Source organism: Pseudofrankia sp. EUN1h, assembly GCF_001854645.1.
GTDB classification, from domain to species: domain Bacteria; phylum Actinomycetota; class Actinomycetes; order Frankiales; family Frankiaceae; genus Pseudofrankia; species Pseudofrankia saprophytica.
Window position 1 is genome coordinate 1 of the sequence record NZ_MBLN01000048.1, and the last position, 23,076, is coordinate 23,076.

Annotated in this window: 18 protein-coding genes; 9 read left to right on the forward strand and 9 right to left on the reverse strand. The window is 74.3% G+C overall.

Annotated features, from left to right (window positions below; translation table 11 throughout):
• Window positions 1-81: 81 nt before the first annotated feature.
• Entirely contained in the window at window positions 82-870 is a 789-nt protein-coding gene (locus BCD49_RS13825; protein ID WP_007519892.1) for a hypothetical protein, read from the reverse strand.
• Window positions 871-1,015: 145 nt separating this feature from the next.
• Between BCD49_RS13825 and BCD49_RS13830 the strand changes: the two genes are divergently transcribed.
• A complete protein-coding gene (locus tag BCD49_RS13830; RefSeq protein WP_083401441.1) occupies window positions 1,016-1,942 on the forward strand; it encodes a ParA family protein in 927 nt (308 codons plus the stop codon).
• Between the two features lie 38 nt (window positions 1,943-1,980).
• Complete coding sequence (locus BCD49_RS13835) at window positions 1,981-2,361, forward strand: hypothetical protein (protein ID WP_027140442.1); 381 nt, start codon at window positions 1,981-1,983, stop codon at window positions 2,359-2,361.
• A 164-nt stretch (window positions 2,362-2,525) separates the two neighbouring features.
• Here the strand turns inward: BCD49_RS13835 and BCD49_RS13840 are convergent, their stop codons facing one another.
• Complete coding sequence (locus BCD49_RS13840; protein ID WP_116439394.1) at window positions 2,526-4,163, reverse strand: DEAD/DEAH box helicase; 1,638 nt, start codon at window positions 4,161-4,163, stop codon at window positions 2,526-2,528.
• A gap of 747 nt (window positions 4,164-4,910) precedes the next feature.
• On the opposite strand from BCD49_RS13840, the gene BCD49_RS13845 reads away from it, so the two are divergent.
• Window positions 4,911-5,582 (forward strand): ferritin-like fold-containing protein, encoded by a 672-nt coding sequence (locus tag BCD49_RS13845; RefSeq protein ID WP_071041551.1) that lies wholly within the window; start codon window positions 4,911-4,913, stop codon window positions 5,580-5,582.
• A gap of 207 nt (window positions 5,583-5,789) precedes the next feature.
• On the opposite strand, the gene BCD49_RS13850 is transcribed toward BCD49_RS13845, so the two are convergent.
• The 4 genes from BCD49_RS13850 to ligD form a co-directional block, all read right to left on the reverse strand.
• Window positions 5,790-6,017, reverse strand: a complete 228-nt coding sequence (locus BCD49_RS13850; RefSeq protein WP_007519746.1) for a DUF3107 domain-containing protein — start codon at window positions 6,015-6,017, stop codon at window positions 5,790-5,792.
• 336 nt (window positions 6,018-6,353) lie between these two features.
• A complete protein-coding gene (locus BCD49_RS13855) occupies window positions 6,354-7,046 on the reverse strand; it encodes a TetR/AcrR family transcriptional regulator (RefSeq protein ID WP_007519745.1) in 693 nt (230 codons plus the stop codon).
• A gap of 97 nt (window positions 7,047-7,143) precedes the next feature.
• Window positions 7,144-7,332, reverse strand: a complete 189-nt coding sequence (locus BCD49_RS13860) for a hypothetical protein (RefSeq protein WP_007519744.1) — start codon at window positions 7,330-7,332, stop codon at window positions 7,144-7,146.
• Window positions 7,333-7,515: 183 nt separating this feature from the next.
• On the reverse strand, window positions 7,516-8,400 hold the full coding sequence (gene ligD, locus BCD49_RS13865) for a non-homologous end-joining DNA ligase (protein ID WP_071041552.1): 885 nt from the start codon (window positions 8,398-8,400) through the stop codon (window positions 7,516-7,518).
• 364 nt (window positions 8,401-8,764) lie between these two features.
• Between ligD and ku the strand changes: the two genes are divergently transcribed.
• The 3 genes from ku to BCD49_RS13880 all read left to right on the forward strand — a co-directional run bounded on the left by ku (window position 8,765) and on the right by BCD49_RS13880 (window position 11,673).
• A complete protein-coding gene (ku, locus tag BCD49_RS13870; protein ID WP_007519741.1) occupies window positions 8,765-9,832 on the forward strand; it encodes a non-homologous end joining protein Ku in 1,068 nt (355 codons plus the stop codon).
• Between the two features lie 158 nt (window positions 9,833-9,990).
• Complete coding sequence (moeZ, locus tag BCD49_RS13875) at window positions 9,991-11,166, forward strand: adenylyltransferase/sulfurtransferase MoeZ (protein WP_007519739.1); 1,176 nt, start codon at window positions 9,991-9,993, stop codon at window positions 11,164-11,166.
• Between the two features lie 153 nt (window positions 11,167-11,319).
• Entirely contained in the window at window positions 11,320-11,673 is a 354-nt protein-coding gene (locus BCD49_RS13880) for an MGMT family protein (RefSeq protein ID WP_007519737.1), read from the forward strand.
• Window positions 11,674-11,720: 47 nt separating this feature from the next.
• Here the strand turns inward: BCD49_RS13880 and BCD49_RS13885 are convergent, their stop codons facing one another.
• The gene (locus tag BCD49_RS13885; RefSeq protein WP_071041553.1) at window positions 11,721-12,470 is read right to left on the reverse strand and encodes an SDR family NAD(P)-dependent oxidoreductase; all 750 of its coding nucleotides are present in this window, start codon (window positions 12,468-12,470) and stop codon (window positions 11,721-11,723) included.
• Between the two features lie 157 nt (window positions 12,471-12,627).
• On the opposite strand from BCD49_RS13885, the gene BCD49_RS13890 reads away from it, so the two are divergent.
• Together BCD49_RS13890 and BCD49_RS13895 are read left to right on the forward strand one after the other, a co-directional pair.
• Window positions 12,628-16,095, forward strand: coding sequence for an ATP-dependent helicase (locus tag BCD49_RS13890; protein WP_241832325.1), 3,468 nt, complete (start codon window positions 12,628-12,630; stop codon window positions 16,093-16,095).
• Window positions 16,095-19,781 (forward strand): ATP-dependent helicase, encoded by a 3,687-nt coding sequence (locus tag BCD49_RS13895; protein WP_007516013.1) that lies wholly within the window; start codon window positions 16,095-16,097, stop codon window positions 19,779-19,781. The genes BCD49_RS13890 and BCD49_RS13895 overlap by 1 nt, the downstream gene beginning before the upstream one ends.
• A 43-nt stretch (window positions 19,782-19,824) precedes the next feature.
• Here BCD49_RS13895 and BCD49_RS13900 read toward each other — a convergent pair whose 3' ends face one another.
• Window positions 19,825-20,640: an endonuclease/exonuclease/phosphatase family protein gene (locus BCD49_RS13900; RefSeq protein ID WP_027140444.1), complete on the reverse strand. Its 816-nt coding sequence runs from the start codon at window positions 20,638-20,640 to the stop codon at window positions 19,825-19,827.
• A gap of 124 nt (window positions 20,641-20,764) precedes the next feature.
• Between BCD49_RS13900 and BCD49_RS13905 the strand changes: the two genes are divergently transcribed.
• Window positions 20,765-21,787, forward strand: coding sequence for a nucleoside hydrolase (locus BCD49_RS13905; RefSeq protein ID WP_007516011.1), 1,023 nt, complete (start codon window positions 20,765-20,767; stop codon window positions 21,785-21,787).
• A 1-nt stretch (window position 21,788) separates the two neighbouring features.
• Here the strand turns inward: BCD49_RS13905 and BCD49_RS13910 are convergent, their stop codons facing one another.
• Window positions 21,789-23,048, reverse strand: coding sequence for a helix-turn-helix domain-containing protein (locus BCD49_RS13910; protein ID WP_442960490.1), 1,260 nt, complete (start codon window positions 23,046-23,048; stop codon window positions 21,789-21,791).
• Window positions 23,049-23,076: the final 28 nt, after the last annotated feature.

Consider the following 23,076-nt stretch of genomic DNA (forward strand, 5'->3'; position numbering starts at 1 on the left):
GGAGGCCGTCAGACACGGCCTAGGCCAAAGGCCACGCGATGATGGCGGAGCCTCGCGTGGCCGGAGGCCGTCAGACACGGCCTAGGCCGGCCCCGGGCCGGCGGCGGGGATCGGGAGCGGATAGCCCGCGGCGGCGGCGCGGGCGCGGCCGGCGCGCAGCTCGCGCTCCAGGGCGCGCAGGTAGCCGCAGGTGCCCCGCCGGCGCAGGCCCACGCGACGCAGCCCCGGGTGGTCGAGCATCGCCTGGTAGGCCGGAAGCAGATAGCGCCCGCGCAGGTACTCGCCGACCCAGCTGGCCTGGGCCCAGACGAGCCGCCCGCCAGGGCCCGATGCTGGCGCCTCGTCCTCCTCGGCCAGTTCACCCGCCTCACCCGCGGGTCGCGGCCCGGCCGGCCCGCCCGCCGCCGCGCCGGCCACCCCGCCGCCCCCGGAGCCGCCAATCAGGTAGACACCGTCGGCCCGGGGATGGAAGACGCCGCCGTACCAGGGGTCGTCGACACCGATCACGGTCCGCACGGCGGCGACCGTCGCCGCGGTCACCACGACGGCGTCCCAGCTTCCGAGGGACCGGCCGTCGAGGCTGATCTGGAAGCCGCGCCGCGGGTCTTCCCGCGCGCCGGCGCGGCTGACGACGGGCGCGAAGTCGGCGCCGCCCTCGCTCGGGGCGCTCGGCGAAACGGGCTCGTCGCCGTGGTCATCCGGGCCGGCGACGCGGCGGGCGGTGAGCGCGCGTCTGGACAGCAGCTCTTCGGCGGCCGGCGTCGGCGCCCCGAGGTAGGTGGCGTCGATCCCGCCGTCGACGAGGGCGGCCAGCCCGACCGCGCCGGTCAGATCGGGGCCGAGCACGGCGACCCGGGGGAGCTGAGGCACGGTGCAGGACTGTAGGCGGTCGCGCCGTCGATCTCCGCGCCGGGCGGTCCGCGCACCCACCGCGCGCGGGACCTAAGTAGTCGGCGTGACACTTACGGGCGAGGCAGGTTGTGACCACACGGTCACGCTTGACACACTCTCCGTCGTGGCCCGCGTTCTCGCTGTCGCCAACCAAAAGGGTGGCGTCGCCAAGACGACCTCTGTGTCGAGCCTCGGCGCCGCCCTGACCGAGCTGGGCCAGCGAGTTCTGCTGGTCGATCTGGATCCGCAGGCCTGTCTGACGTTCTCGCTTGGCCTCGACCCGGACGCTCTCGAGCTGTCCGTCCACGACGTGCTGCTCGGGCGCCTGTCCGCGGGCCTCGTCGTCCTGCGCACGGCCGACGGGTCGGACCTGTTGCCGGCGACCATCGAGCTGGCCGGCTGCGAGGCGGTGCTGCTCTCGCGCACCGGGCGGGAGCACGTGCTGCGGCTCGCCCTCGCCGAGATCGTCGACGACTATGACTTCGTCCTGGTGGACTGTCCGCCGTCGCTGGGCGTGCTGACCATCAACGGCCTCACGGTCGCCGACGAGGTGATCATCCCGTTGCAGTGCGAGACGCTGTCGCACCGCGGCGTCGGCCAGCTGCTCGACACCGTGCACGACGTCCGCCGCCTCACGAACCCGAAGCTCCGGGTTCGTGGCGTGCTGCCGACCCTGTTCGACGGCCGCACCGCGCACAGCCGGGCGGTGCTGGCCGACGTCGCGGCCCGCTACCAGGTCAGCGTGCTCGAACCGCCGGTCGCCCGCTCGGTGCGCTTCGCGGAGGCACCGGGCATCGGCCGCTCGATCCTCACCACCGCGGCCCGGTCGAAGGGCGCGCAGGCCTATCGGGAGCACGCCCGCACGATCGCGGGGCTCGGACCAGGCCCGGTGCCCGGCGTCGGCCCAGAGGCGCTGCTCGCCGGTGCGCTGCCCGTCCTCGGCCGGGCGGACGACCACCTGGCCGAAGACGACGAGCTGGTCGACGGTGGGCTGGTGGACGGCTCGCCTGAGGTGGCCGCCTCGGTCGCGCTGTCGCGCATCGGCCGGTGAACGGGGACATGGCCAGAGTCGAGAGCACGGCTGGAGCCGTGAGTGTGGCTGAGGGCGCGGGCAGCCGGGCGCGGGACGCGTCGGCCGGGTTCGACCGGCTGCGGCCGCGCACCGGGCGCCCACCTGGGCCTGGCTCGCCGTCATCCGCGTCCCGGCCGGGCGCCATCGGCCGTGACGTGCACGGCAAGCGTGCTCTCTACAGCGGCGAGCACCCGCCCGCCCCGCACGGCTCAGGCGTGACCGTGCACTGTTCCCGGTGCAGGCAGGCGACGATGGTGGGCGCCCGGCGCGCGTTGGCGTTGCTCACCCCGAGCCTGCATCTGCCGGTCATCCGGCCGCGTCACCCGTCGCTGCTGCGCTGCCCTGCCTGTCGCCGCGTCGCGTGGGTCCGGCTGACGCTGAGCGTCGCCAGGAGCTGATCGCGTCCGCGGCCGGGCGCCGAAACGGCCGAACCGGGAGCCCACAACTGAGGCGCGGCCCACAACTGAGGCGCGGCCTCGGACCAAGACCGGTCCGGGAGCCAGAAGCAGTCTGGGAGCGAGACCCGAGGGGTCCCGCTCCCAGACTGTGCGATCAGGCCGTGTCAGGCCGACTCGGCGCGGGACTCCGGCGCGCTGTCCTCGTCGTCGTCGGCCGGCGCGATGTCCAGCGTGTCCGCGCCCGCGGAGCGGCCCGAGCGGCCGCGGCCGCCGCGGCGCCGCCGACGCCGGCGCGCGGGCGTGCCGTCGGCACCCTGCTCGTCGGCGTCGATCACGTCGGCGCCTTCGACGCCGTCGGCGAGGTCGGCCGCCCCGAGCTCGCCGGTCGCCCGACCGGTGACGTCGCCTGCGCCGTCGGCCGCGAGGACCTCGAGCGCGACGGTGCCCTCGTCGGCCCCGTCCGCGTCCTCAGCCAGCCCTGCGGCGGCTGCCGCCGCGCCGGCGCCGCGGGTGCGCCGACGCGTCCTGGTCCGGGAGGCCGCCGCTTCCCTTGCCGCGGGACGGTCGGTGTCGCCCGGCTGGCCCGCGGCGGGCCGGCCGCCGCGGCGCGCCTTGCGGCCGCCACCGAGATCCTCGATCTCCTCGGCGGCCAGCCCGGCGCGGGTACGGGCTGCGCGAGGCAGCACGCCGGTCGACCCGGCCGGGATGCCGAGCGCCTCGAACAGGTGCGGGGAGGTGGAGTACGTCTCCAGCGGCGCGTCGAACGGGAGCGCGAGCGCCCGGTTCACCAGCTGCCAACGGGCCAGGTCGTCCCAGTCGACGAACGTGACCGCGACGCCGCTGCCGCCGGCCCGGCCGGTGCGGCCGATCCGGTGCAGGTAGACGCTCTCGTCCTCCGGGCACTGGTAGTTGACGACGTGGGTCACGCCGCCGATGTCGATGCCGCGGGCGGCGACGTCGGTGGCCACCAGCACGTCGATCTTGCCGGCCCGGAACGCGCGCAGCGCCTGCTCGCGCTGGCCCTGGTTGAGGTCGCCGTGCACGGCGGCGGCGGCGAAGCCTCGGTTCGACAGGTCCTCGGCCACCTTGTCCGCGGTGCGCCTGGTCCGCACGAACACGATCGACAGCCCGCGGCCGTCGGACTGCAGGACCCTGGACAGCACTTCCATCTTGTCCAGCGCATGCGCGCGGAAGACGTGCTGGCTGGTGGTCGGGACGGTGCGGCCCTCGTCGGGCTGCTCGGCGGTGACATGCACCGGCCGGATCATGAAGCGACGAGCGAGCGCGATCACCGGACCGGGCATCGTCGCCGAGAACAGCATGGTCTGGCGACCGGCCGGCAGCAGCGAGACGATGCGCTCCACGTCCGGCAGGAAACCGAGGTCGAGCATCTCGTCGGCCTCGTCGAGCACCAGCGTCGCGACATTGCCCAGGTTGAGCGCGCGCTGACGGGCGAGGTCCAGCAGACGACCCGGGGTGCCGACGACGACGTCGACGCCCGTGCGCAGGGCGGTCAGCTGCGGCTCGTAGGCCCGGCCGCCGTACACCGACAGGACGCGTATCTGCCGGCGTGCGCCCGCCCGCTCGAGGTCGGCCGTGACCTGGATGCACAGCTCACGAGTCGGCACGACGATGAGCGCCTGCGGGCGGCCATCGGCGCCCTCGTCCAGGCCGATGACCTTCTGGATGATGGGGATGCCAAAACCCAGCGTCTTGCCGGTGCCGGTGCGCGCCTGGCCGATGATGTCGGTACCGGCGAGCGCGAGCGGGAGCGTCAGCTCCTGGATGGGGAAGGGGTGGATAATGCCGGCGGCCGTGAGGGCGTCGACCGTCTCCTGACGAACGCCGAGATCGGCGAAAGTGATCTTTGGTTCGACGGTCGCCGGGACCTCTACCTGCTCCGAAGAGGCAGGGTCCGCGCCGGCCGGGGCAGCGTCAGTTGCGGAGGTGGTTTCGGTGATGGTTAGGGATGTGGCTGTGACGGACAGCGGGTCGCTCCTGGTCTACTCCTGAGCGGTGTCCGACGTTGAGGCGCCGCTCGCGACGTGCCGGGCCGCGCCAGCGACCCGATCGAGCGGGGTGGGCCAGCGGCCTCGAAACCAGTGATTTCGAAGCCAGCAGGTTGGCCCAGCAGCCCGGGGACCGGGGCGACGCGTTGCCTTCGGCGGCCGATCGGTCTGTGATGACCACCGGCTACAACAAGGATAGCCTGTGTGACCGCTTGATGGGCGCGCTTCGCGACGATCGTGGCCCGTCCAGCGTTACTCAGACGGAACATGACCTGGCCCGTTGCCGTGGGCCGGGTGGCGAGGAGCGAGCGGCACCAACGGGTAACACGTCGGGTGACGACGTTGGATCAATCAGCCTGGGAGTTGAGGTACGTGACGGACAGCACAGTGCTTCCGGGGGCTGCGGGGTCCACAGGGACCGATGGGCACCCAGGTGCCCCTGCCGCTCCGCGAGACCCGCGAACGGCGCCCACGACCGGGCTTCCGCGAACAGTTCCGGACGAGGCCGCGAACCCGGCCCGGGATGACCTGACCGGTGGAATGGCGACCGCTGGCGTGGTCGTCGAGCGGGGGGTCGTCGACGAGGCCGTCGTCGACCTGCTCGGGCTGATCGCCTATGGYGAGCTCACCGCGTTCGAGCGGCTGGCCACCGACGCGCGGATGGCACCGACGCTCTCCGACAAGATCTCGCTGGCGGCGATGGCGGCGGCGGAGTTCACGCACTTCGAGGCGATCAGCATGGCGCTCGCCGGCCGTGGCGTCGACCCGGAGGCGGCGATGGCGCCGTTCATCGGCCCGTTGACGGCCTTCCATGCCATGACCGCTCCGGCCGACTGGCTGGAGAGCCTGATCAAGGCCTATGTGGGCRACAGCATCGCGGCGGACTTCTACCGCGCGATCGCGCACCGGCTCGACGACGACGCCCGGGCGCTCGTGCTCGATGTGCTCGCCGACACCGGGCACGCGGCCTTCGTGGTCGACCGGGTCCGGGCCGCGATTGCCGCCAACCCGGTGGCCGCCGGTCGGCTGGCCCTCTGGGCGCGCCGCCTGGTCGGTGAGGCGCTCAACCAGGCCCAGCAGGTCGCCGTGGAACGCGACGCCCTCACCGGCCTGCTCGTGGGCGTCGGCGACCTGGAGACGGTCGCAGCGATCTTCAACAGCATCATGAAAGCCCACACGGAGCGGATGGCCGCGCTGGGCCTGTCGTCCTGACGCGCCCGGCCCGTCCTCATGGGCGGGTCTGTCCAACCCGGAACCGAACGGGGTCCGTCCTCCCGGAACGCCACTGGGGCGCGACCTCACGGTCGCGCCCCAGTGGCTCGTGATCCCTGTGCCGGCTAGCTCCGAGTTCCAGCTTGCCGCGGTTCCAGTTGGCTTCGAGCTCCAGATCGAGCTGACGCGCTAGGAAGCGCTGATGCTCTAGGAAGAGCCGAAGCCGACGCGGCGGGACTCGGCCTCCGCGATCTCGATGTAGGCCAGCTTGGCGGCCGGGACGACCACCCTCCGGCCCTTCTCGTCCACCAGGGAGAGCAGTCCGTTGTCCGCGGCGAGGGCCGCGGCGACCGCCTCGGCGACCTGGTCCGGTGTCTGAGCGCTCTCGAGCACCAGCTCCCGGCCGACGTTCTGCACGCCGATCTTGACCTCCACCCGGATGACCTCGCCTTCGTCTGCACTGCGGGCTGATAGTTGCCGTCGGTAGTTGCCGTCGGGCCTCCGGCCGCGGGGGGACTTCGCCATTGTCGCGGCCGGGTCCCCAGGGATCGGCGTCAACCGGTCCCTGGTGGAGCGTCTTCGTCCGGGGCGTCCGCCGGATGAGCGACGAACGTGGCCGGCGGGCGCGCACCGCCGCCGGGCGATTACCGGACACACTATGGCCCTGGTAGCCCCGGCGGCTGACCCGAGTCGTCGTGTTCGCTCCCGGCACAGCGGCCATCGCCCGCTCGTGCGTCGCCCGAGAACGGGTCGCGGTGCCGGGCGCGCGAATCAGCCGGCGTCGGCGTCGACGTCCGCGGCCGGCTCGGCGTCGTCGGCGGTGGCCGCGGCGGCCGAGCTGCGGGGGTAGCCGCCGATTCCGTGCCAGGCGAGCTCACTCATCGCCTCGACAGCTCGCTCCGGCGCCACCGTGCCACCGCGTACGAGCCACCAGCGCGAGCACGTCTCGGCGAGCCCAACCAGACCGACCGCCAGCAGGTCGGCCTCGTCCTGGGACAGCCCCGTGTCGGCGACGATCGTCGCGGCGATCGCGCGCACGCACCGGGCGAAGGCGTCCTCGACCCGCTTGCGGACCGCCGGCTCGCTGCGCAGGTCGGACTCCAGCACCAGCTGGTGGGCGCCGCTCGGGTCGTTGACGAAGTCGAAGTAGGCCCGGACCGAGCGTTCCACCCGCAGGCGGTTGTCGGTCGTCGACGCGAGCGCCTCACGCACACTGCTGACGAGCTTCTCGGAGTGCTCGTCGAGCAGCGCCAGGTACAGGTCGAGCTTGCCGGGGAAGTGCTGGTAAAGCACGGGCTTGCTGACGCCGGCCCGCTCGGCGATCTCGTCCATGGCGGCGGCGTGGTAGCCCTGCGCGACGAATACCTCGCGCGCGGCGCCGAGCAGCTGGAAGCGACGGGCAGTGCGCGGGAGGCGGGGCGTCCTGCCTGGGCGCGACTGCGGCGCTGCCGGCTCGACGGTCACAACCACCTCCTGTTCGATCTCGACAACACTACTCACCCAGGTGGCCGGGTGCCCCGCCTCGGGGGGACACGCCACCCGCGCCACCACCAAGCGGCTGTCAGCGGTAGGCGTCCTCGTCCTCCTCCTCCACCTCCAGGCTCTGCTCGACCGCGTCGTACTCATCGGCCTCGGCGGCAACGGGCGGCGGGGCCGGCGGGTCGTCCAGACGGGTCTCGCGCATTTCACGCGCCTGCTCCGCGGCGTCGGCGTCCGGCACGTCGAGCGGAAGTTCGGTCGGTGCGCTCATGGTCCCTCCACGTCATAGCGGGAGACCACGGCATACCCAGGCGAGCGCGGCCTGAACGCCCGTCCGGGCAGGCTCCGACCCGGGCCCCTCGGTGGTCGGCGGTGGTTGGTGGTGGTTGGCGTTGGTCGGCCTTCGGCCTTCGGCGTCGGTCGTCGGGACGGGCGCTGGAGATGGTGCCGATCGTCAGGACAGCAGCGGAGCGAACAGGTCTCCGTGTGCCTGGACGCGGTCGAGGACCTGGCCAGCGGTGAAGGCGAGGTCGCGGGCCTCCTTGGCGGCCGCGACCTCGTCCCAGGTCACCGGGGTCGAGACCGTCGGCGCGGCCCTGGCTCGCAGGGAGTAGACGGAGACGGTCGTCTTCGCGGGGTTGTTCTGCGACCAGTCGAGCAGCACCCGGCCGCCGCGCAGGTCCTTGCGCATGTTCGACACCACCAGGTCCGGATGGTCCTTGGACAGCCGTTCGGCGATGATCCGCATGTCGTCGCGCACCCGCATGCTTTCGCGCCCGTCATCCACCCTGCCGTACACCTGCAGGCCCTTGGACCCGCTGGTCTTCACGCACAGCGGCTCGGGCAGGACGTCACGCAGCAGCAGCGCGACCCGCGCGCAGTCGAGCACATCGGTCCCTGGACCGGGATCGAGGTCCGCGACGAGGATGTCCGGTCTGCCGGTCGAGACCCGCCACATGGGGGTGTGCATCTCCAGCGCTGCGAGGTTCGCCAGCCACACCAGCGTGGCCTGGGCATCGGCCACCAGATAGTCGATCGTGCGGYGGTTCTTCGTCGACCCGGGTGACGGCAGGGTCGCGACCGGCACCCAGTCCGGGCGGTGCGCGGGGGCGTTCTTGCTGAAGAAGCCCTCGCCCGCCACCCCTTCGGGGAAGCGCACCACCGTCAGCGGGCGGTCGGCGAGGTGCGGGAGCAGGACGTCGGCGATCCGGGTGTAGTAGTCAATGACCTCGGCCTTTGTCGTCCCAGTGGCCGGATAGAGCACTTTGTTCAGATTGGACAGCTTCAGCCGCCGACCGGCCACCTCGACGGTGGTGCTCGCGCCGCTCGCCTCACCCATTCGCGCCTCCCGCGCTCTGCCCTCACGTCCGTGCCGACCAGCCGCCGGAACGCCTCGGCACGACCCAGCGTCTCGCGGGAAGCGCCCAGGCGGGCTCATTCCGACCGCACCCGCGCGGACGGCGCGGGGACGCGGCTGRCTGGCTCCCTTGCGCGGCGGTCCGGCTTCCTTCTATCGACGGCGTTCGTGGCCTCCACTCATCGGTGCCGGGCGCGGCGCTGGCCGCCTCGTCGGCGGCCCGGGCTCGGGTAAAAGCGCAGGTCAACGGAATCGAACGAACATATGTTCGAATAAGTTTCCGTGATCCGGCAGACACGACGCGGCGCGTGCCTCACCATGAGAGTGACGGGAGGTGACCTGAAACATGCGTTCGATCTGGAAGGGCGCCATCAGCTTCGGCCTCGTCTCGATCCCTGTGAGGTTGTACTCGGCCACCGAGGAACGGGACGTCGCCTTTCACCAGGTCCGACGCTCGGACGGGTCTCGAATTCGTTACAAGCGGGTCGCCGCGGCCGATGGCGAGGAGGTCCCGTACTCCGAGATCGCGAAGGGCTACGAGCTGACGGACGGCGAGACCGTCGTCCTGACGGACGAGGACTTCGCGAACCTGCCGCTGTCGACGTCCCGAGCGATCGAGGTACTGGAGTTCGTGCCGCTGGAGCAGGTCGACCCGATCTACTTCGCGAAGAGCTACTACCTGGAACCGGACAAGCTGGCGGCCAAGCCGTACGTGCTGCTGCGCGACGCGCTGGAGTCGTCCGGGCGGGTCGCGCTGGTGAAGATCGCCCTGCGGCAGCGCGAGCAGTTGGCGACGCTGCGGGTCCGCGACGGCGTCTTCGTGCTGGAGACCATGCTCTGGCCGGACGAGGTGCGCGTGCCCGACTTCCCGTTCGTGGAGCAGGACATCGAGGTCCGCCCGCAGGAGCTGGCGATGGCGGGCTCGCTGATCGAGACGCTCGCCGGCGACTTCGACCCGACGAAGTTCGGTGACGAGTACCGCGCGGCGCTCCTGCAGGTGATCGACGCCAAGATCGCCGGCAGGGAGATCGTGGCTCCGCCGGAGCAGGAGAAGGCCGCGCCGGCCGGCGACCTGATGGCCGCGCTGCGGGCCAGCATCGAGGCGGCGCGGGCAGGCCGACCGTCGAGCGGCGCCGCGCCGCCGGCCGGGGCCGGCAAGGAAGCGCGAGCCGGTAAGGAAGCGGAGCCGGCCGAAGTGGAGCCGGCCGAGGTCGAGGTCGAGGCCAAGGAGCCGGCGGCGGCCGGGGGTAAGGGCAGGTCCGGCGCCAAGAAGGCCGCCGCCAAGACCGGCTCGTCCAGGTCCGCCCCGGCCAAGACGGCGTCGAAGTCCGCGTCGACCGGGCAGAAGACGGCTCCGGGCAAGAGCGCGCCGGCCAAGACGCCGGCCAAGGCGTCCACTCGCCGCTCGGCCTGACCGCCTTCCGGCAGCGCCGGGAACATCTGGCCTCGCGGGCGCGCTGCATCTCAGGTCGTGGACCTCCACCCTTGGCTGGGCAGGCCGGCGGTGGAGTCAACTGTGGCATCGTCGAAGGGGCTGTCCCCGCCCGGCGATGCCGATAGCAAGGAGCACGCGTGTCCCTTCCACCTCTGGTGGAGCCCGCCGACGGGCTCTCCGTCGACGAGGTCCGCCGATACTCCCGACACCTGATCATTCCGGATGTCGCGATGGACGGGCAGAAGCGCCTCAAGAACGCCAAGGTCCTGGCGGTCGGCGCGGGTGGCCTCGGATCGCCGACCCTCATGTACCTGGCCGCCGCCGGGGTCGGGACGCTCGGCATCGTCGAGTTCGACACCGTCGACGAGTCGAACCTGCAGCGGCAGATCATCCACGGCCAGTCCGACGTCGGCCGGAGCAAGGCGGAGTCAGCGCGCGACAGCGTTCGGGAGATCAACCCGTACGTCAACGTCGTGYTGCACGAGACGCGACTCGACATCGACAACGTCATGGAGATCTTCAGCCAGTACGACCTGATCGTCGACGGCACCGACAACTTCGCGACCCGTTACCTGGTCAACGACGCCGCGGTGCTGCTCGGCAAGCCCTACGTCTGGGGCTCGATCTACCGGTTCGACGGGCAGGCCAGCGTCTTCTGGGCCGAGCACGGCCCGTGCTACCGCTGCCTCTACCCGGAGCCGCCGCCGCCCGGCATGGTTCCGTCCTGCGCCGAGGGCGGGGTGCTCGGCGTGCTGTGCGCGTCGATCGGCTCGATCCAGGCCACCGAGGCCATCAAGGTGCTGACCGGCGTGGGCGACTCGCTGGTCGGCCGGCTGATGGTCTATGACGCCCTGGAGATGAGCTACCGCACGATCAAGGTCCGCAAGGACCCGGAGTGCCCGCTGTGCGGCAAGAACCCGTCGATCACCACGCTCATCGAGGACTACGAGGCGTTCTGCGGCGTGGTCTCCGAGGAGGCGCAGCTCGCCGCCGCCGGCTCGACGATCACCGCGTCCGAGCTCAAGGAGTGGCTGGACGAGGGCGCCGCGATCGAGCTGGTCGACGTCCGTGAGCCAGCCGAGTGGGAGATCGTCCGGATCCCCGGCGCGCGGTTGATCCCCAAGGGTGACCTGCCCGCCCACCTGTCGGAGCTGCCGCAGGACAAGCGGGTCGTCGTCTACTGCAAGTCCGGCGTCCGCTCGGCCGACGCGCTCGCCACCCTGAAGGGCGCCGGCTTCTCGTCGGCCGTGCACGTCCAGGGCGGCGTCACCGCCTGGGCCACCCAGGTCGACAAGACCCTCCCGGTCTACTAGGCCGATCCAGCCCGTCACGAGGGCCCCGGTGCCGACGAACCTGGTCGGTACCGGGGCCCTCGGCCGGTTTGCGGGGCTGTCGGACCTCGCTGGCATGCTGCCCCCATGCGAGGACCTAGGCCTGATGGTCGGGGAGCGGGCGCGCCCGCGAGCGTGTCCGCCGGGCTGGGCACCCGAATCCGTGTCCACGTCGGCGGGCGGCCGGGGGAGTACGCCCGCGCGGTGCTCGACACCGTCGCCCAGATCCCGGCCGGCAAGGTGATGACCTACGGCGACGTCGCCGAGTACGTCGGCGGCGGCACCGGCCGGCACGTCGGCGCGGTGCTCGCCCGCTTCGGCCACGAGGAGGACGTCCCGTGGCATCGCGTGATCCGCGCCAGCGGCGAGCCCAACCCCTCCGCTCCCGTGGAGGCCATCACCCGCCTGATCGCCGACAGCACCCCGCTACGCCCCGGCGGCGACCGCGTGGATCTCCGTCTCGCCCGCTGGGACGGCCAGCCGGCCTGAGGCGAGCCGACCTGACGTGGCCCTGACGCCTGGCCGCGCCGGGTCGGCTACCTGGCGGTGTAGCCGGCGTCGGCCAGGTAGACGCTGCCGGTGACGACGGAGGAGCGGTCGGAGAGCAGGAAGAGGACGATCTCGGCCACCTCGTCGACGGTGGCGAAGCGGGCCATGGGCGCGAGCAGGGCGGCGCCGCGCATCTTGCGCCCGGATTCCTGGTTCATCATCGCGGTATCGACGAAGCTCGGCGCGACCGCGTTGATCCGGATGCCACGGGTGGCGTACTCCAGCGCCGACGTCTTCGTGAGGCCGATGACGCCGTGCTTCGCCGCGGAGTAGGCGGCGGCGTCCGTGAAGCCGACGACACCGAGCACCGACGCCATGTTCACGATCGAGCCGCCGCCCGCCTCGAGCATCGCCGGGATCTCGGCGCGCAGGCAGTAGAAGACGCCGTTGAGGTTGATCTCGATGGCACGCCGCCAGTCGTCGACCGGGATCTTGTCGACGGRCTGGCGCGGCAGGGCGATGCCGGCGTTGTTCACGGCCAGGTCGAGCCTGCCGAACGCGCGCGCCGCCGCCGCGACGGCCTCGGTCACCGCGTCCGGGTCGGTCACGTCCAGCCCCATGGCGAGTGCCGTGGCGCCCGCGTGCTGGAGCTCGTCGGCGGTCTTCTTGGCGGCGGCCTCGTCGATGTCGGTGACGACGACGCGCGCGCCCGCGGCGCCGAGCAGGCGCGCACACGCCGCCCCGATGCCCGCGCCCGCCCCGGTAACCAGCGCCACCTTGTCCGCGCACTCTCCCATACCGTGCAGACTCCCACAGTGAGCGCCGACGGGCCTCGCCGGTGGGAGGCCGGCGCGGGCCAGGCGCGCCGGGCGCGCTCGGGGCGATCGCGAAACTGTCGGAGTCACGTGGTCTGCTGTATCCGTGTCCACCTCGTCCGCCGTCACACGAACGACCGTGACGCCGTCCGCCGTGACGCCGCCGGTCGCCCTGACGCGGCCGGGCGCCGACGTACGCCGCTACCGGCTCGACCGGTCGGCGCCGGCTGGGTCTCGCCCAGCCGAGCCGGCGCGGCTGGACGAGGCCCAGCGGGCGGTGCTGGAGCACCGGGGCGGGCCGCTGCTGGTGCTCGCGGGGCCGGGCACGGGAAAGACGACCACGCTGGTCGAGGCCGTCGCCCGCCGGGTGGAGGCGGGGGTGGATCTCGGCTCGATCCTCGTGCTGACGTTCAGCCGGCGGGCCGCGCGGGAGCTCTCCGAGCGGATCACCGCGCGAGTCGGTGTGCCCGTCGGCGGCGCGGTGGCCTGGACCTTCCATTCCTGGTGCTACGCGGTGCTGCGGGAGTTCCCGCGTCCGGGCGATCTGTCGCCGCGGCTGCTGACCGGCCCGGAGCAGTTCACCCGCCTGCGCGACCTGATCGAGGGCTCGCGCGAGCTCGGCCGGCCGCGCTGGCCGGCGTCGCTCGACGTGTGCCTGCGTACCCGGGGCTTCGGCGAGGAGGTCGAGGCGCTGCTCGCCCGGGTCCGTGAGCTCGGCTTCGACCCCGCCGGTCTGCAGGCGCTCGCCGCCCGCGCGGGGCGGCCCGACTGGTCGGCGCTCGCCGAGTTCTACACGGACTACCTGGACAATCTGGGTTACGACGGCGCGGTCGACTACCCGGAGCTCGGCCACCGGGCGGCGACGCTCGTCGAGGACCCGGAGCTCGGCCAGCCGCTGCGGGCCCGGTACCGGGCCGTCCTCGTCGACGAGTACCAGGACACCGACCCGGCACAGGAGCGGCTGCTGGCCGCGCTGACGGCGGGCGGGGCCGACCTGGTCGCGTTCGGCGACCCGGACCAGTCGATCTACGCGTTCCGGGGCGCGCGGGTGCGCGGCCTGCTCGACTTCCCCAGTCGGTTCCCGCGCGCCGACGGTTCGCCAGCGGACGTGCGCGCGCTCGGGGTATGCCGGCGGATGGCGCCGGCTGTGCTGGCCGCGAGCCGGCAGGTCGCCAGCCGGCTGCCGATGTCGGGCCTGCCAGCGTCCGCCCTGCGGGCCCACCGCGCGCTCGTCCCCGCCGAGCCGGACCAGGCCGGCCAGGTCGAGGCGCTGTCGTTCCCGTCCGAGGCAGCGGAGACCGAGGCGATCGTCGACCTGCTGCGCCGCGAGCACCTCGCGGGCGGGGTGGCCTGGCATGAGATGGCGGTGCTGACCCGATCCGCCGACGCGTTGCCGCCGGTGGCGCGGGCACTGACGGCGGCCGGGGTACCCGTCGACCTGACCGGTGACGAGCCGCCGCTGGCGGCCCGGCCGGCGGCGGCGCTCCTGCTCACCGCTCTTCGCTGCGCCGACGATCCCGCGTCGCTGACCGCGGCGGACGCCCGCGCGCTGCTGCTGTCCCCGCTGGGTGGCGCGGATCCGACCGGCCTGCGGGCCCTTGGCCGCGCGCTGCGTGAACACGCCCGCGCGGCAGAGACGGCCGAGGCCGCTGAGACGGCCGATGTGACCGAGGCGGCGGCAGCCGAGGTCGGTGCCGTGCGCGGGCCGGCCTCGTCCGCCGAGATGGTCCGGGCCGCTCTGGCCGACCCCGCGTCGATTCCGGACGACCTCGACACCGACCTCGCCCGCCCGGTGGCCGAGGCCGGCGCGCTGCTGCGTGAGGTACGCCGTCGGCTGCGGGCCGGCGGCACCCCACAGGACGCGCTCTGGGCGCTGTGGGAGGGCACCGACTGGCCGGCGCGGCTGCGGCGGGCCTCCGCCAGTGGCTATGGCGCGAGGCGACGCGCGGCCGAGGCCGATCTCGACGCCGTCGTCGCCCTGTTCGACGCGGTCGACCGGCTCGGCGAGCGGCGCGGGCCGGGCGGAGGCGCGCGCGGGCTGATCGCGGACCTGACCAGCCAGGACTTCGCCGCCGACAACCGGGCGGGCGCCGAGATCCGCCCGGACGCGGTCCGGCTGCTCACCGCGCACCGCGCCAAGGGCCTCGAATGGGACATCGTCGTCGTTCGCGGGGTCCAGGACGGAGCGTGGCCCGACCTGCGCGCGCAGCACTCGCTGCTCGGCACCGAGCAGCTGGACACACCCGAGCGAGGCGGCCTGCGCCCGCCGGAAACTCCCCGTGACCGCTGGGCCGAGGAGCGCCGGCTGTTCTACGTCGCGGTCACCCGAGCGCGGCGCCGGCTGGTCGTCACCGCCGTCGACACCGCGGGCGAGGGCGCCGCGACGGCCGAGAACGGCTCCCGGCGCAGCGAGTTCCTCACCGAGCTGGGCGTCGCGGTGGCGGACGGCTCGTCCTGGACGCCGCGGCCGCTCACCCTGGCGAGCCTGGTCGCCACCCTGCGCCGGGCGTCGGTCGAGGCCACGGCCAGCCCGGCGCTGCGCCGCGCGGCCCGCCGCCGGCTCGCGGCGCTGGCGGCGGCCGCCGACCATGCCGGCCGGCCGCTGGTGCCCGCCGCGCACCCCGACCGCTGGTGGGGCGTGCGTGACGTCACCTCGTCCGACGTTCCGGTCGTCCCGGCGGACGAGCCGATCCGGCTGTCCGGGTCGTCGCTGACGAGCCTGCGCGACTGCTCGCTGCGCTGGTTCCTGGAGCACGAGGCGCACGCCGGGCGCCCGGCGACGACGGCGCAGAGCTTCGGCCGGGTCGTGCACGCCCTCGTCGACGAGGTCACCGCGGGCCGTACCCCGGCCGACCTCGCCGCCCTGGACGCCCGCCTCGAGACGGTCTGGCGGCACCTCGCCTTCGAGGCCCGCTGGCGTTCGGACCAGGAGCGCGCGGCGGCGCGGGAAGCTCTCGCCCGGTTCCTCGACTGGCACGCGGCCGAGCGCGGCCGGGTCGTCGTGGGCTCGGAGGAGCGGTTCGGCATCGACCTGACCGTCGACGGACGCCCGATCCGGCTGCGCGGCTCGATCGACCGTCTAGAGCTCGACGACGCCGGCCGGGTGCACGTCATCGACTTCAAGACCGGCCGGGCGGCCGTCGGCACCCGCGACCTGGCCGAGCACGTCCAGCTGGGCACCTACCAGCTCGCCGTCCGCGAGGGCGCCGTCGACGACAAGGTCGCGCCGACGTCCACCTCCCAACCGGACCCGGCGGACCGGCCGGAGACACCGGCCTCGCCGGACCGGCCGGAGGCGGTGCGGCCCACGGAGGCCGGCGATCGGCGCGCCGTGCCCGGTGGCGCCGAGCTCGTCCTCCTCCGCCGCGACGCGGACGGGGACCGGGTGGGCCCCCGCGAGCCGGGCGCGCCCACCGGCTCACCCCAGGTCCAGCGGCAGGAGGCGCTGCCCGCCGGACGGTCCTGGGTGGACGAACTGCTCGGCCAGGCCGTGCGCACGATCACCACCGAGACGTTCACCCCAACACCGGGGCCGAGCTGCGACTACTGCTCGTTCCGGCGTTCCTGCCCCGCGTGGCCCGCCGAGGGCAGGCAGGTGGTCGAGTGATGGACGCGTCACCGCTTCCGGAGCAGGCGTTCGACGAGCAGGCGTTCGACGAGCCGACTCCCGGCGTCGCCGAGCGCCCCGCCGGGGACCGTGCCACCCGCCGCGCGGACGAGGCCCTGCCCGCCCTGCCCGTCGGCGCCGTCCCGGTGGCGACCGTCGCGCTCGGGACGCGGCCGGCCCGGCCGGCCGGCCCGCCGCAGCCCGCCCTCCCCGGGTTCGGCGGCGGCGCGGACGCCGACGCGGTCCTCGAGGACTGGTTCGAGGCGGCCGCGCCAGGCGACCGTCCCGGACAGGGGGAGGAGACCGGGGGTGGCGGGGGCGAGGCCACCGCCGTCGAGCCGGGCCGGCTGACCAGGGAGGGACTGCGCGGCCTGCTCGGCGTTCCCTTCACCGAGGAGCAGCTGGACGCGATCTGCGCGCCCGCGGCCCCCGGCGTGATCGTCGCCGGCGCGGGCTCCGGCAAGACGTCGGTGATGGCCGCGCGGGTGGTCTGGCTGGTCGCCGCGGTCGGGGTGCCCGCTGAGCAGATCCTCGGCCTCACCTTCACGCGCAAGGCCGCCGGCGAGCTGGCCGAGCGGGTCCGCCGGGCCCTGGCCCAGCTGCGCCGCGCGCGCCTGGCCGTCGCGGGTGCGGACGGCGGCGTCGGCGAACCGACTGTCGCGACCTACAACTCGTTCGCCAGCCGGCTGGTCGCCGACCACGCGCTGCGGCTGGGCCTGGAGCCCGACTGCGTCCTGCTGCCCGCCGCCGCCCGATACCAGCTCGCCGCGCACGTCGCCCGCGGCTACCCGGGCCGCGTCGAGGCGTTCACCGGCTCCATGTCCGCGCTCGTCGAGGCGGTCGTGGCCCTCGACGGCCAGTGCGGCGAGCACCTCGTCGACCCGGACCAGCTGATCGCCTTCGACCGGCGCTGGCTCGCGGACGTGCTCGCGGCGACGGAACGCGCCCGCGCCCGGCAGAACACGGCCACCCTGGTACGGGACCTGCGCAGGCTGGCCTTCACCGCGCGTCGCCGCCTCGAGCTAGCGGAGCTGGTCAAGGACTACCGCGCCACCCGCCGCCACCGGGAGCTGCTCGACTACGGCGACCAGATCACGCTCGCCGCCCAGCTGGCCGAGCAGGTGCCCGAGGTCGGCGTGCTGCTGCGCAGGCAGTACTCGGTGGTGCTCCTGGACGAGTACCAGGACACCTCGGTGGCCCAGCGCCGGCTGCTGGCCGGGCTGTTCGGCGCGGCGCACCCGGTCACGGCCGTCGGCGACCCGGCGCAGGCCATCTACGGCTGGCGCGGCGCCTCGGCGAGCAACCTCGACCGGTTCCCCGAGCACTTCCGCCAGGCCGACGGCACACCGGCGGCGACCTACCAGCTGTCGGTGAACCAGCGCAGTGGCGGGCGGCTGCTCACCCTCGCCAACGCCGTCGCCGAGCGCCTGCCGACCAGGTCCGTCACCGTCCTGCGGCCACGGCCGGAGTCCCTGCTCGCCGGGCAGACCGTGGTCGCGCTGCACGCCACCTGGGCCGACGAGGTTCGCTGGGTCGCCGGCCAGCTCGCCGAGCGGGTCCTGGCGGGATGCCCGCCACGGGAGTGCGCCGTGCTCGCCCGGTCCTGGTCGGACGTGCCGGCGCTGGTGACGGCGCTGACGGACGAGGGCCTGCCCGTCGAGGTGCTCGGGCTCGGCGGCCTGCTGTCCAAGCCCGAGATCGCCGACATCCGGGCGACGCTGGAGGTGCTCGACGACCCCACGGCGAACCCGTCGCTGATCCGCCTGCTGACCGGGCCGCGGCCGCGGCTCGGCCCCCGAGACCTCGCCGCGCTCGGCCGCCGGGCGACCGAGCTTCTGCGCGCCGCCCCCGCCACGCGAAACCCGCCGGCGCCGGCGGGGCCGGCGGGAGCGGGGGCGCTGGACGACGCGGTCGCGGACGTCGACCCGAGCGACGTCGTCTCGCTGGCCGACGCCCTCGCCCACCCGGGCGACGAGATCTCCGCCGAGGGCGCCCGGCGGGTGCGCGCGCTCGCGGCGGAGCTCGCCGAGCTGCGCGCGCACACCGGCGCGGGGTTGGTAGAGCTGGTCCACCGCGTGGTCGAGGCGACGGGCCTCGACGTCGAGCTGGAGCTCGCCGCGCCGCGCGGGACCCGGGGCCGGGAGAACCTCGCGGCCTTCCTGCGGGTCGCGGCGGACTTCGACCGCTCGGCCGCCGGCTACGACGACGCGAGCGGGCGAGCCTCGCTCACCTCGTTCCTGAGCTTCCTGCGGGCCGGCGAGCAGTACGAGCGGGGGCTGGACGCCGACGTCGCCGGCGCGGGCAAGGCCGTCCAGGTGCTCACCATGCACGGCGCCAAGGGCCTGGAATGGGACGTCGTCGCCGTGCCCAACATCAGCCGTGGGTCGTTCCCCGACAGCACCGTCGGCGAGCGGTGGACGACCTCGCCTTCGGTGCTGCCGACCCCGCTGCGCGGCGACGCCGAGGACCTGCCGGAGTTCGCCGTCGCCGACGACCGGGCGGCGTTCGACCGGTTCGCCGACCAGTGCAGGGAGCAGGCGGAGCACGAGGAGCGCCGCCTCGCCTACGTGGCGTTCACCCGGGCACGCTCGGCGCTGATCACCAGCGGCCACTGGTGGGGCCCCACCCAGAAGAAGCCGCGCGGCCCGTCGTCGTTCCTCGACGAGCTGCGCGGGCACGCCCAGCGGGTGGGCAACGGCCGGGTGGACCACTGGGCCGACATCCCCCTGGAGAAGACCAACCCCGCGCTCGAGACGCCGCCGGAGTACGTCTGGCCGGCGCCGATGGACGCGGCCGCGGGGGGCGCCCGGCGGGAGGCCGCGGACGCGGTCCGCGACCTGCTCACGGGTACGCCGACCGCCGCCGTCCTCGCCGCGGCCGCGGCTGCCGGGGTTCCCGAGGCACCGCATGTGCTGGGGGCTCCGGAGGTGCTGGGGGCCCCGGAGGTCAGGAGCGCCGCCGCCACGGTGGCGGCCGTCGCCGAGATCGCCGCGGCGGACGACCGCGCCGGGATGACCGCGCAGGAGCGGGCGCTGCTCGACGCCCTGGACCAGGAGACCCGGCTGCTGCTCGACGAGGAGCTCGCCGCGCGCGCGCCGGTCCGCCGGGTGCCGCTGCCGACAGGGCTCACGGCGACGCAGGTGATGAAGCTGCGCGCGGACCCGGACGGGCTCGCCCGGGAGCTGGTCCGCCCCCTGCCGCGCCGGCCCGTCCCCGCGGCGAGCAGGGGTATCCGCTTCCACACCTGGGTCGAGGAGATCTTCGATCGCCGCCCGCTGCTCGACCACGAGGACCTGCCTGGCGCCGAGGACGACCACCTCGACGACGCGGAGCTGCGCGTCCTGAAGGAGGCCTTCCTCGCCGGTCCGTACGGCGGTCGGCGCCCGCTGGCCGTCGAGACGCCGTTCGAGCTGCCGATCGGCGGCCGGGTGGTGCGCGGCCGCATCGACGCCGTCTACGACCTGGGTGGCGGCCGCTACGAGGTGGTCGACTGGAAGACCGGCGCGACCGCCGCCGACCCGGTCCAGCTCGCGCTCTACCGCCTGGCCTGGGCCCGGCTGCGCGGCATCCCGCCGGGCGCCGTCGACGGGGCCTTCTACTACGTCAGGGACAGCCGCCTGACCCGCCCGGAACTGCCGACCGAGGCGGACCTCGTCGGCCTCCTGCGGCCGCCCCGCACCCCCTGAGCCGCCCACCGATCGCTGAGCCGCCCACCGATCGCTGAGCCGGCTACGGACCGCCGTCGCCGGCCGACGCGAGGTCGACGAGCAGGGCCCGGTGGTCGGAGATCGCCGTCTGCTCGGCCCGCGCGGCGACGACCGGCGGTACGGCGCCGCGGGCAAGGACATGGTCGAACTGCACCCGCGCGGCGTGCGCCGGGTACGTCGGCGCGGCGGCCAGCCGCCGCCAGCCGGTGAGCACCCGCGGCAGCGGCCCCGGCAGGTTCAGATCGCCGAGGATCACCGTCGCCTCGCCGACGCCGTCGGGGGTGTCGTCGGCGCGCAGGGCCCGGGTGAGGCGGCGTAGCTGCGAGGCGTTCCAGCCGGGAACGAAGGACAGGTGCGTGCTCGCGACGGTGAGCGACCCGGCGGGTGTGGCCAGCCTGGCGACGATCGCGACCCGCGGCTCGTCCGCCAGCAGGATCAGCCGCGGCCGCCCGTCCGGCCCGGGCACGGCGATCGGCGAGCGCACCGGCGCCCGCCCGAGCGGCACCACTTGCCACCCACGGACGGGAAAACGGCTGATCAGCGCGATGCCGTAGGCGGGCTCGTCGGGGGAGCGGACCCCGTCGGCCGGCCGCCAGCCGAGGCCCGGGATGCCGTACACGGTCGCCGCGAACCGCCAGGCATCCTCCCCGGCCCCCAACGCGTCGGCCGCGACCGCGCCCAGATCGGCGCCCCCGGACCGGGGCTGGCCGACATCGACCTCCTGCAGCGCCAGCACGTCGCAGCGCAGGGACGTGACGGCCGCGCGGAACCGTGCCAGGTCGACGTTCCCGTCCCTCGGCGAGCGGCCGTTCATCACGTTGAACGTCCCCAGCCGCACGGTCCGCACGGTAACCGATCGGCCCCCGCTGGCCGCGGGCGCGCCTGGCCAGGAAGCCGGATTCGCCGGTTGCGCGAGGATGGTCCGGGTCTGAGCGCGGGACGGTGTGGGAGGAGCGGTACTGATGCGACTTGTCATCGACAGCGACGGCGGGATCGACGACGCGGCGGCGATCGTCTGGCTGTGCGGGCGGCCGGACGTCGAGATCGCGGCCGTCACCGCGGTGGGCGGCAACGTCGAGGTGCGCCAGGCCGCCCGTAACCTGCGGATCATCCTCGAGGCGGGTGGCCGCCCCGACGTCCCGGTGTACGTCGGGGCGGAACCGACGGACCCGGCGCCGCCCATCACCCGGCCGGTGTTCATCCACGGCGAGGACGGGCTGGGTGACGTCGGGCTCGCCGACCCGCGCCGCGGCGCCGACGAGGACACACCCGCCGTCGAGGTGCTGGTCAGGGAGATGCGCCGGGGCGCGTCACTGCTGACGCTGGGGCCCCTGACCAACCTGGCGGCGGCTGTACGCGCCGACGCGGCGGCGGCCGCCTCGAGCCGGCTGACGCTGATGGGCGGCAGCGCGCGCGCCCAGGGCAACGCCCGGCCGAGCGCCGAGGCCAACGTCGCGAACGACCCGCTCGCCGCGGCCACGGCGCTCGCCGCCGGCTGGTCGGCGCCACCGGTGATGGTCGGCCTGGACGTCACCCACGAGGCGACCCTGCGCGACGTCGAGTTCGCCGCGCTCGCGGCGCGGCGGACCGCCGCGTCGGCCTTCCTCTACGGGCCGCTGTCGTTCTACCGCCGCAACGCCGGCTCGCTGTGCGCCGAGGGCGAGACGCCCTGCCACGACCTGCTGGCGGCGATGGCCGTCGTCCGACCGGACATCCTCGGCGTCGAGACGCTGCCGGTCGCGGTCGACACCGGTGGCAGCGCCGCCTGGGGCCAGACGGTCGTGGACCTACGCCAGTTGGGTTGGCGGCGCCACCGCGCCGAACCCGAGATCTCCGCGATCCCCGCGGCGTCCGGGGCCGCTCCCGGCCGCGGGCCGGACGGCAACGCCGACGGCATCGGAGCTCCGGTCTCGGTCGGTCTCACGGTCGACGTCGACTTCTTCCGCGCGGCGATCCGCGAGCTCGCGGGTGAGCCGCGAACCTGACCTAGTCGGCGGGGACGGGCCGGCTTCGAGGGCCTTCGCTCTCGTCGTCGTGCCCGCCCTCGTCGCCGATGATCGTGGCAGCTCCGGCGCGCAGGACGAGCTCCAGCTCGAAGCGGGCGTCCGGGTCGTCGAGGGCGTCACCGAACAGGTCGCGCAGCTGTAGGACCCGGTAGCGGACGGTCTGTGGGTGGATGTGCAGGTGGCGGGCTATCAGCGCGCGCTGGCCGCGCAGGGCCAGCCAGTGCAGCAGTGTCGCGGCGAGCCGCTGCCGGGTCCGCTCGGGCAGGCCCGCGAGCGGGGCGAGCCGGYGATGGGTGAGGTCGGCGAGCAGCGTCGGGTCGCGGGTGAGTAGCAGCGTCGCGAGGTGGTCGTCGGTGAACAGCGGGTTCCCACTCGGATCCGCCGGCAGCAGCCCGTCGTCGCGCGCCTCGCGCGCGAACCTGACCCGCTCGGCGCTCGCGGCCGCCCGCGCCCAGGGCACCGCCGGGCCGACGACGGCCGAGCGGCCCGCGAGCTGTCCGGCCAACCGCTGGCCGCGCGTGTCGTCCCCGTTCACGAACAGCCACAGGTCCGAGCCATGTGTGGTGTTCGGGCAGCCGGTGGGCAGGCCGAGCTCGTGACGGCTGCCGGCGCGCGCTGGTACCAGCACCGCGGCGAGGCGGTCCGGGATCCGCACCGACCCGGCCTGGGCCATCTCCTCGACGGCCGCCGGGTCGGCCCCGGACAGCAGCAGCTCGCCGATCCGGTCCCACAGCCGCTCCCGGGCGCCCGCGTCCGCGGACTGGGCCAGCGCGTATCCCTCGGTGGACGCGGCGCAGACGCCGTCGATGTAGCCGAAGAGCGTCTCGCCGAGGGTTACCAGGCCGGCCGCGTCCAGCCCACCGCGCAGCAGGGCCGCGTCGGCGAACCGCCGCCACGCGACCCGGGTACCGATCCGGTAGGCGGCGAGCAGGTTGTCCAGGGAACGGCCGGCGTGGAACTCGCCGTGTCCCAGCCGCACGTAGATCTCGCGGCTGGCGGCGACGTCGGCCGGATCGTCCGGGCCGCCGTTGACGATCGCGAGGAACCGGCGCAGCGCCTCGGCGACACCCGCCCGTACCCCCCGCCCGAACCGCCCCTCCAGTGGGCGGGCATAGGCCGGCACCTCCGCCGCGATCGCCGCGATGATGTCCTCGCCCACGGAGGCCAACTCGGAGCTGAGTAGAGCCCTCAGGCCGGCCGGAAACTGTCCCTCAGGAACAGTCGCATCCACGACCTTCACGGTAGCCGCCCGGGCCGCCGATCTGCCG

Coding starts and splice junctions, on each gene's coding strand:
- BCD49_RS13860 (WP_007519744.1), bottom strand. CDS start 7,332: ATGAGCGCACCGACCGAACTTCCGCTCGACGTGCCGGACGCCGACGCC.
- ku (WP_007519741.1), top strand. CDS start 8,765: ATGCGTTCGATCTGGAAGGGCGCCATCAGCTTCGGCCTCGTCTCGATC.
- BCD49_RS13895 (WP_007516013.1), top strand. CDS start 16,095: ATGGACGCGTCACCGCTTCCGGAGCAGGCGTTCGACGAGCAGGCGTTC.
- BCD49_RS13905 (WP_007516011.1), top strand. CDS start 20,765: ATGCGACTTGTCATCGACAGCGACGGCGGGATCGACGACGCGGCGGCG.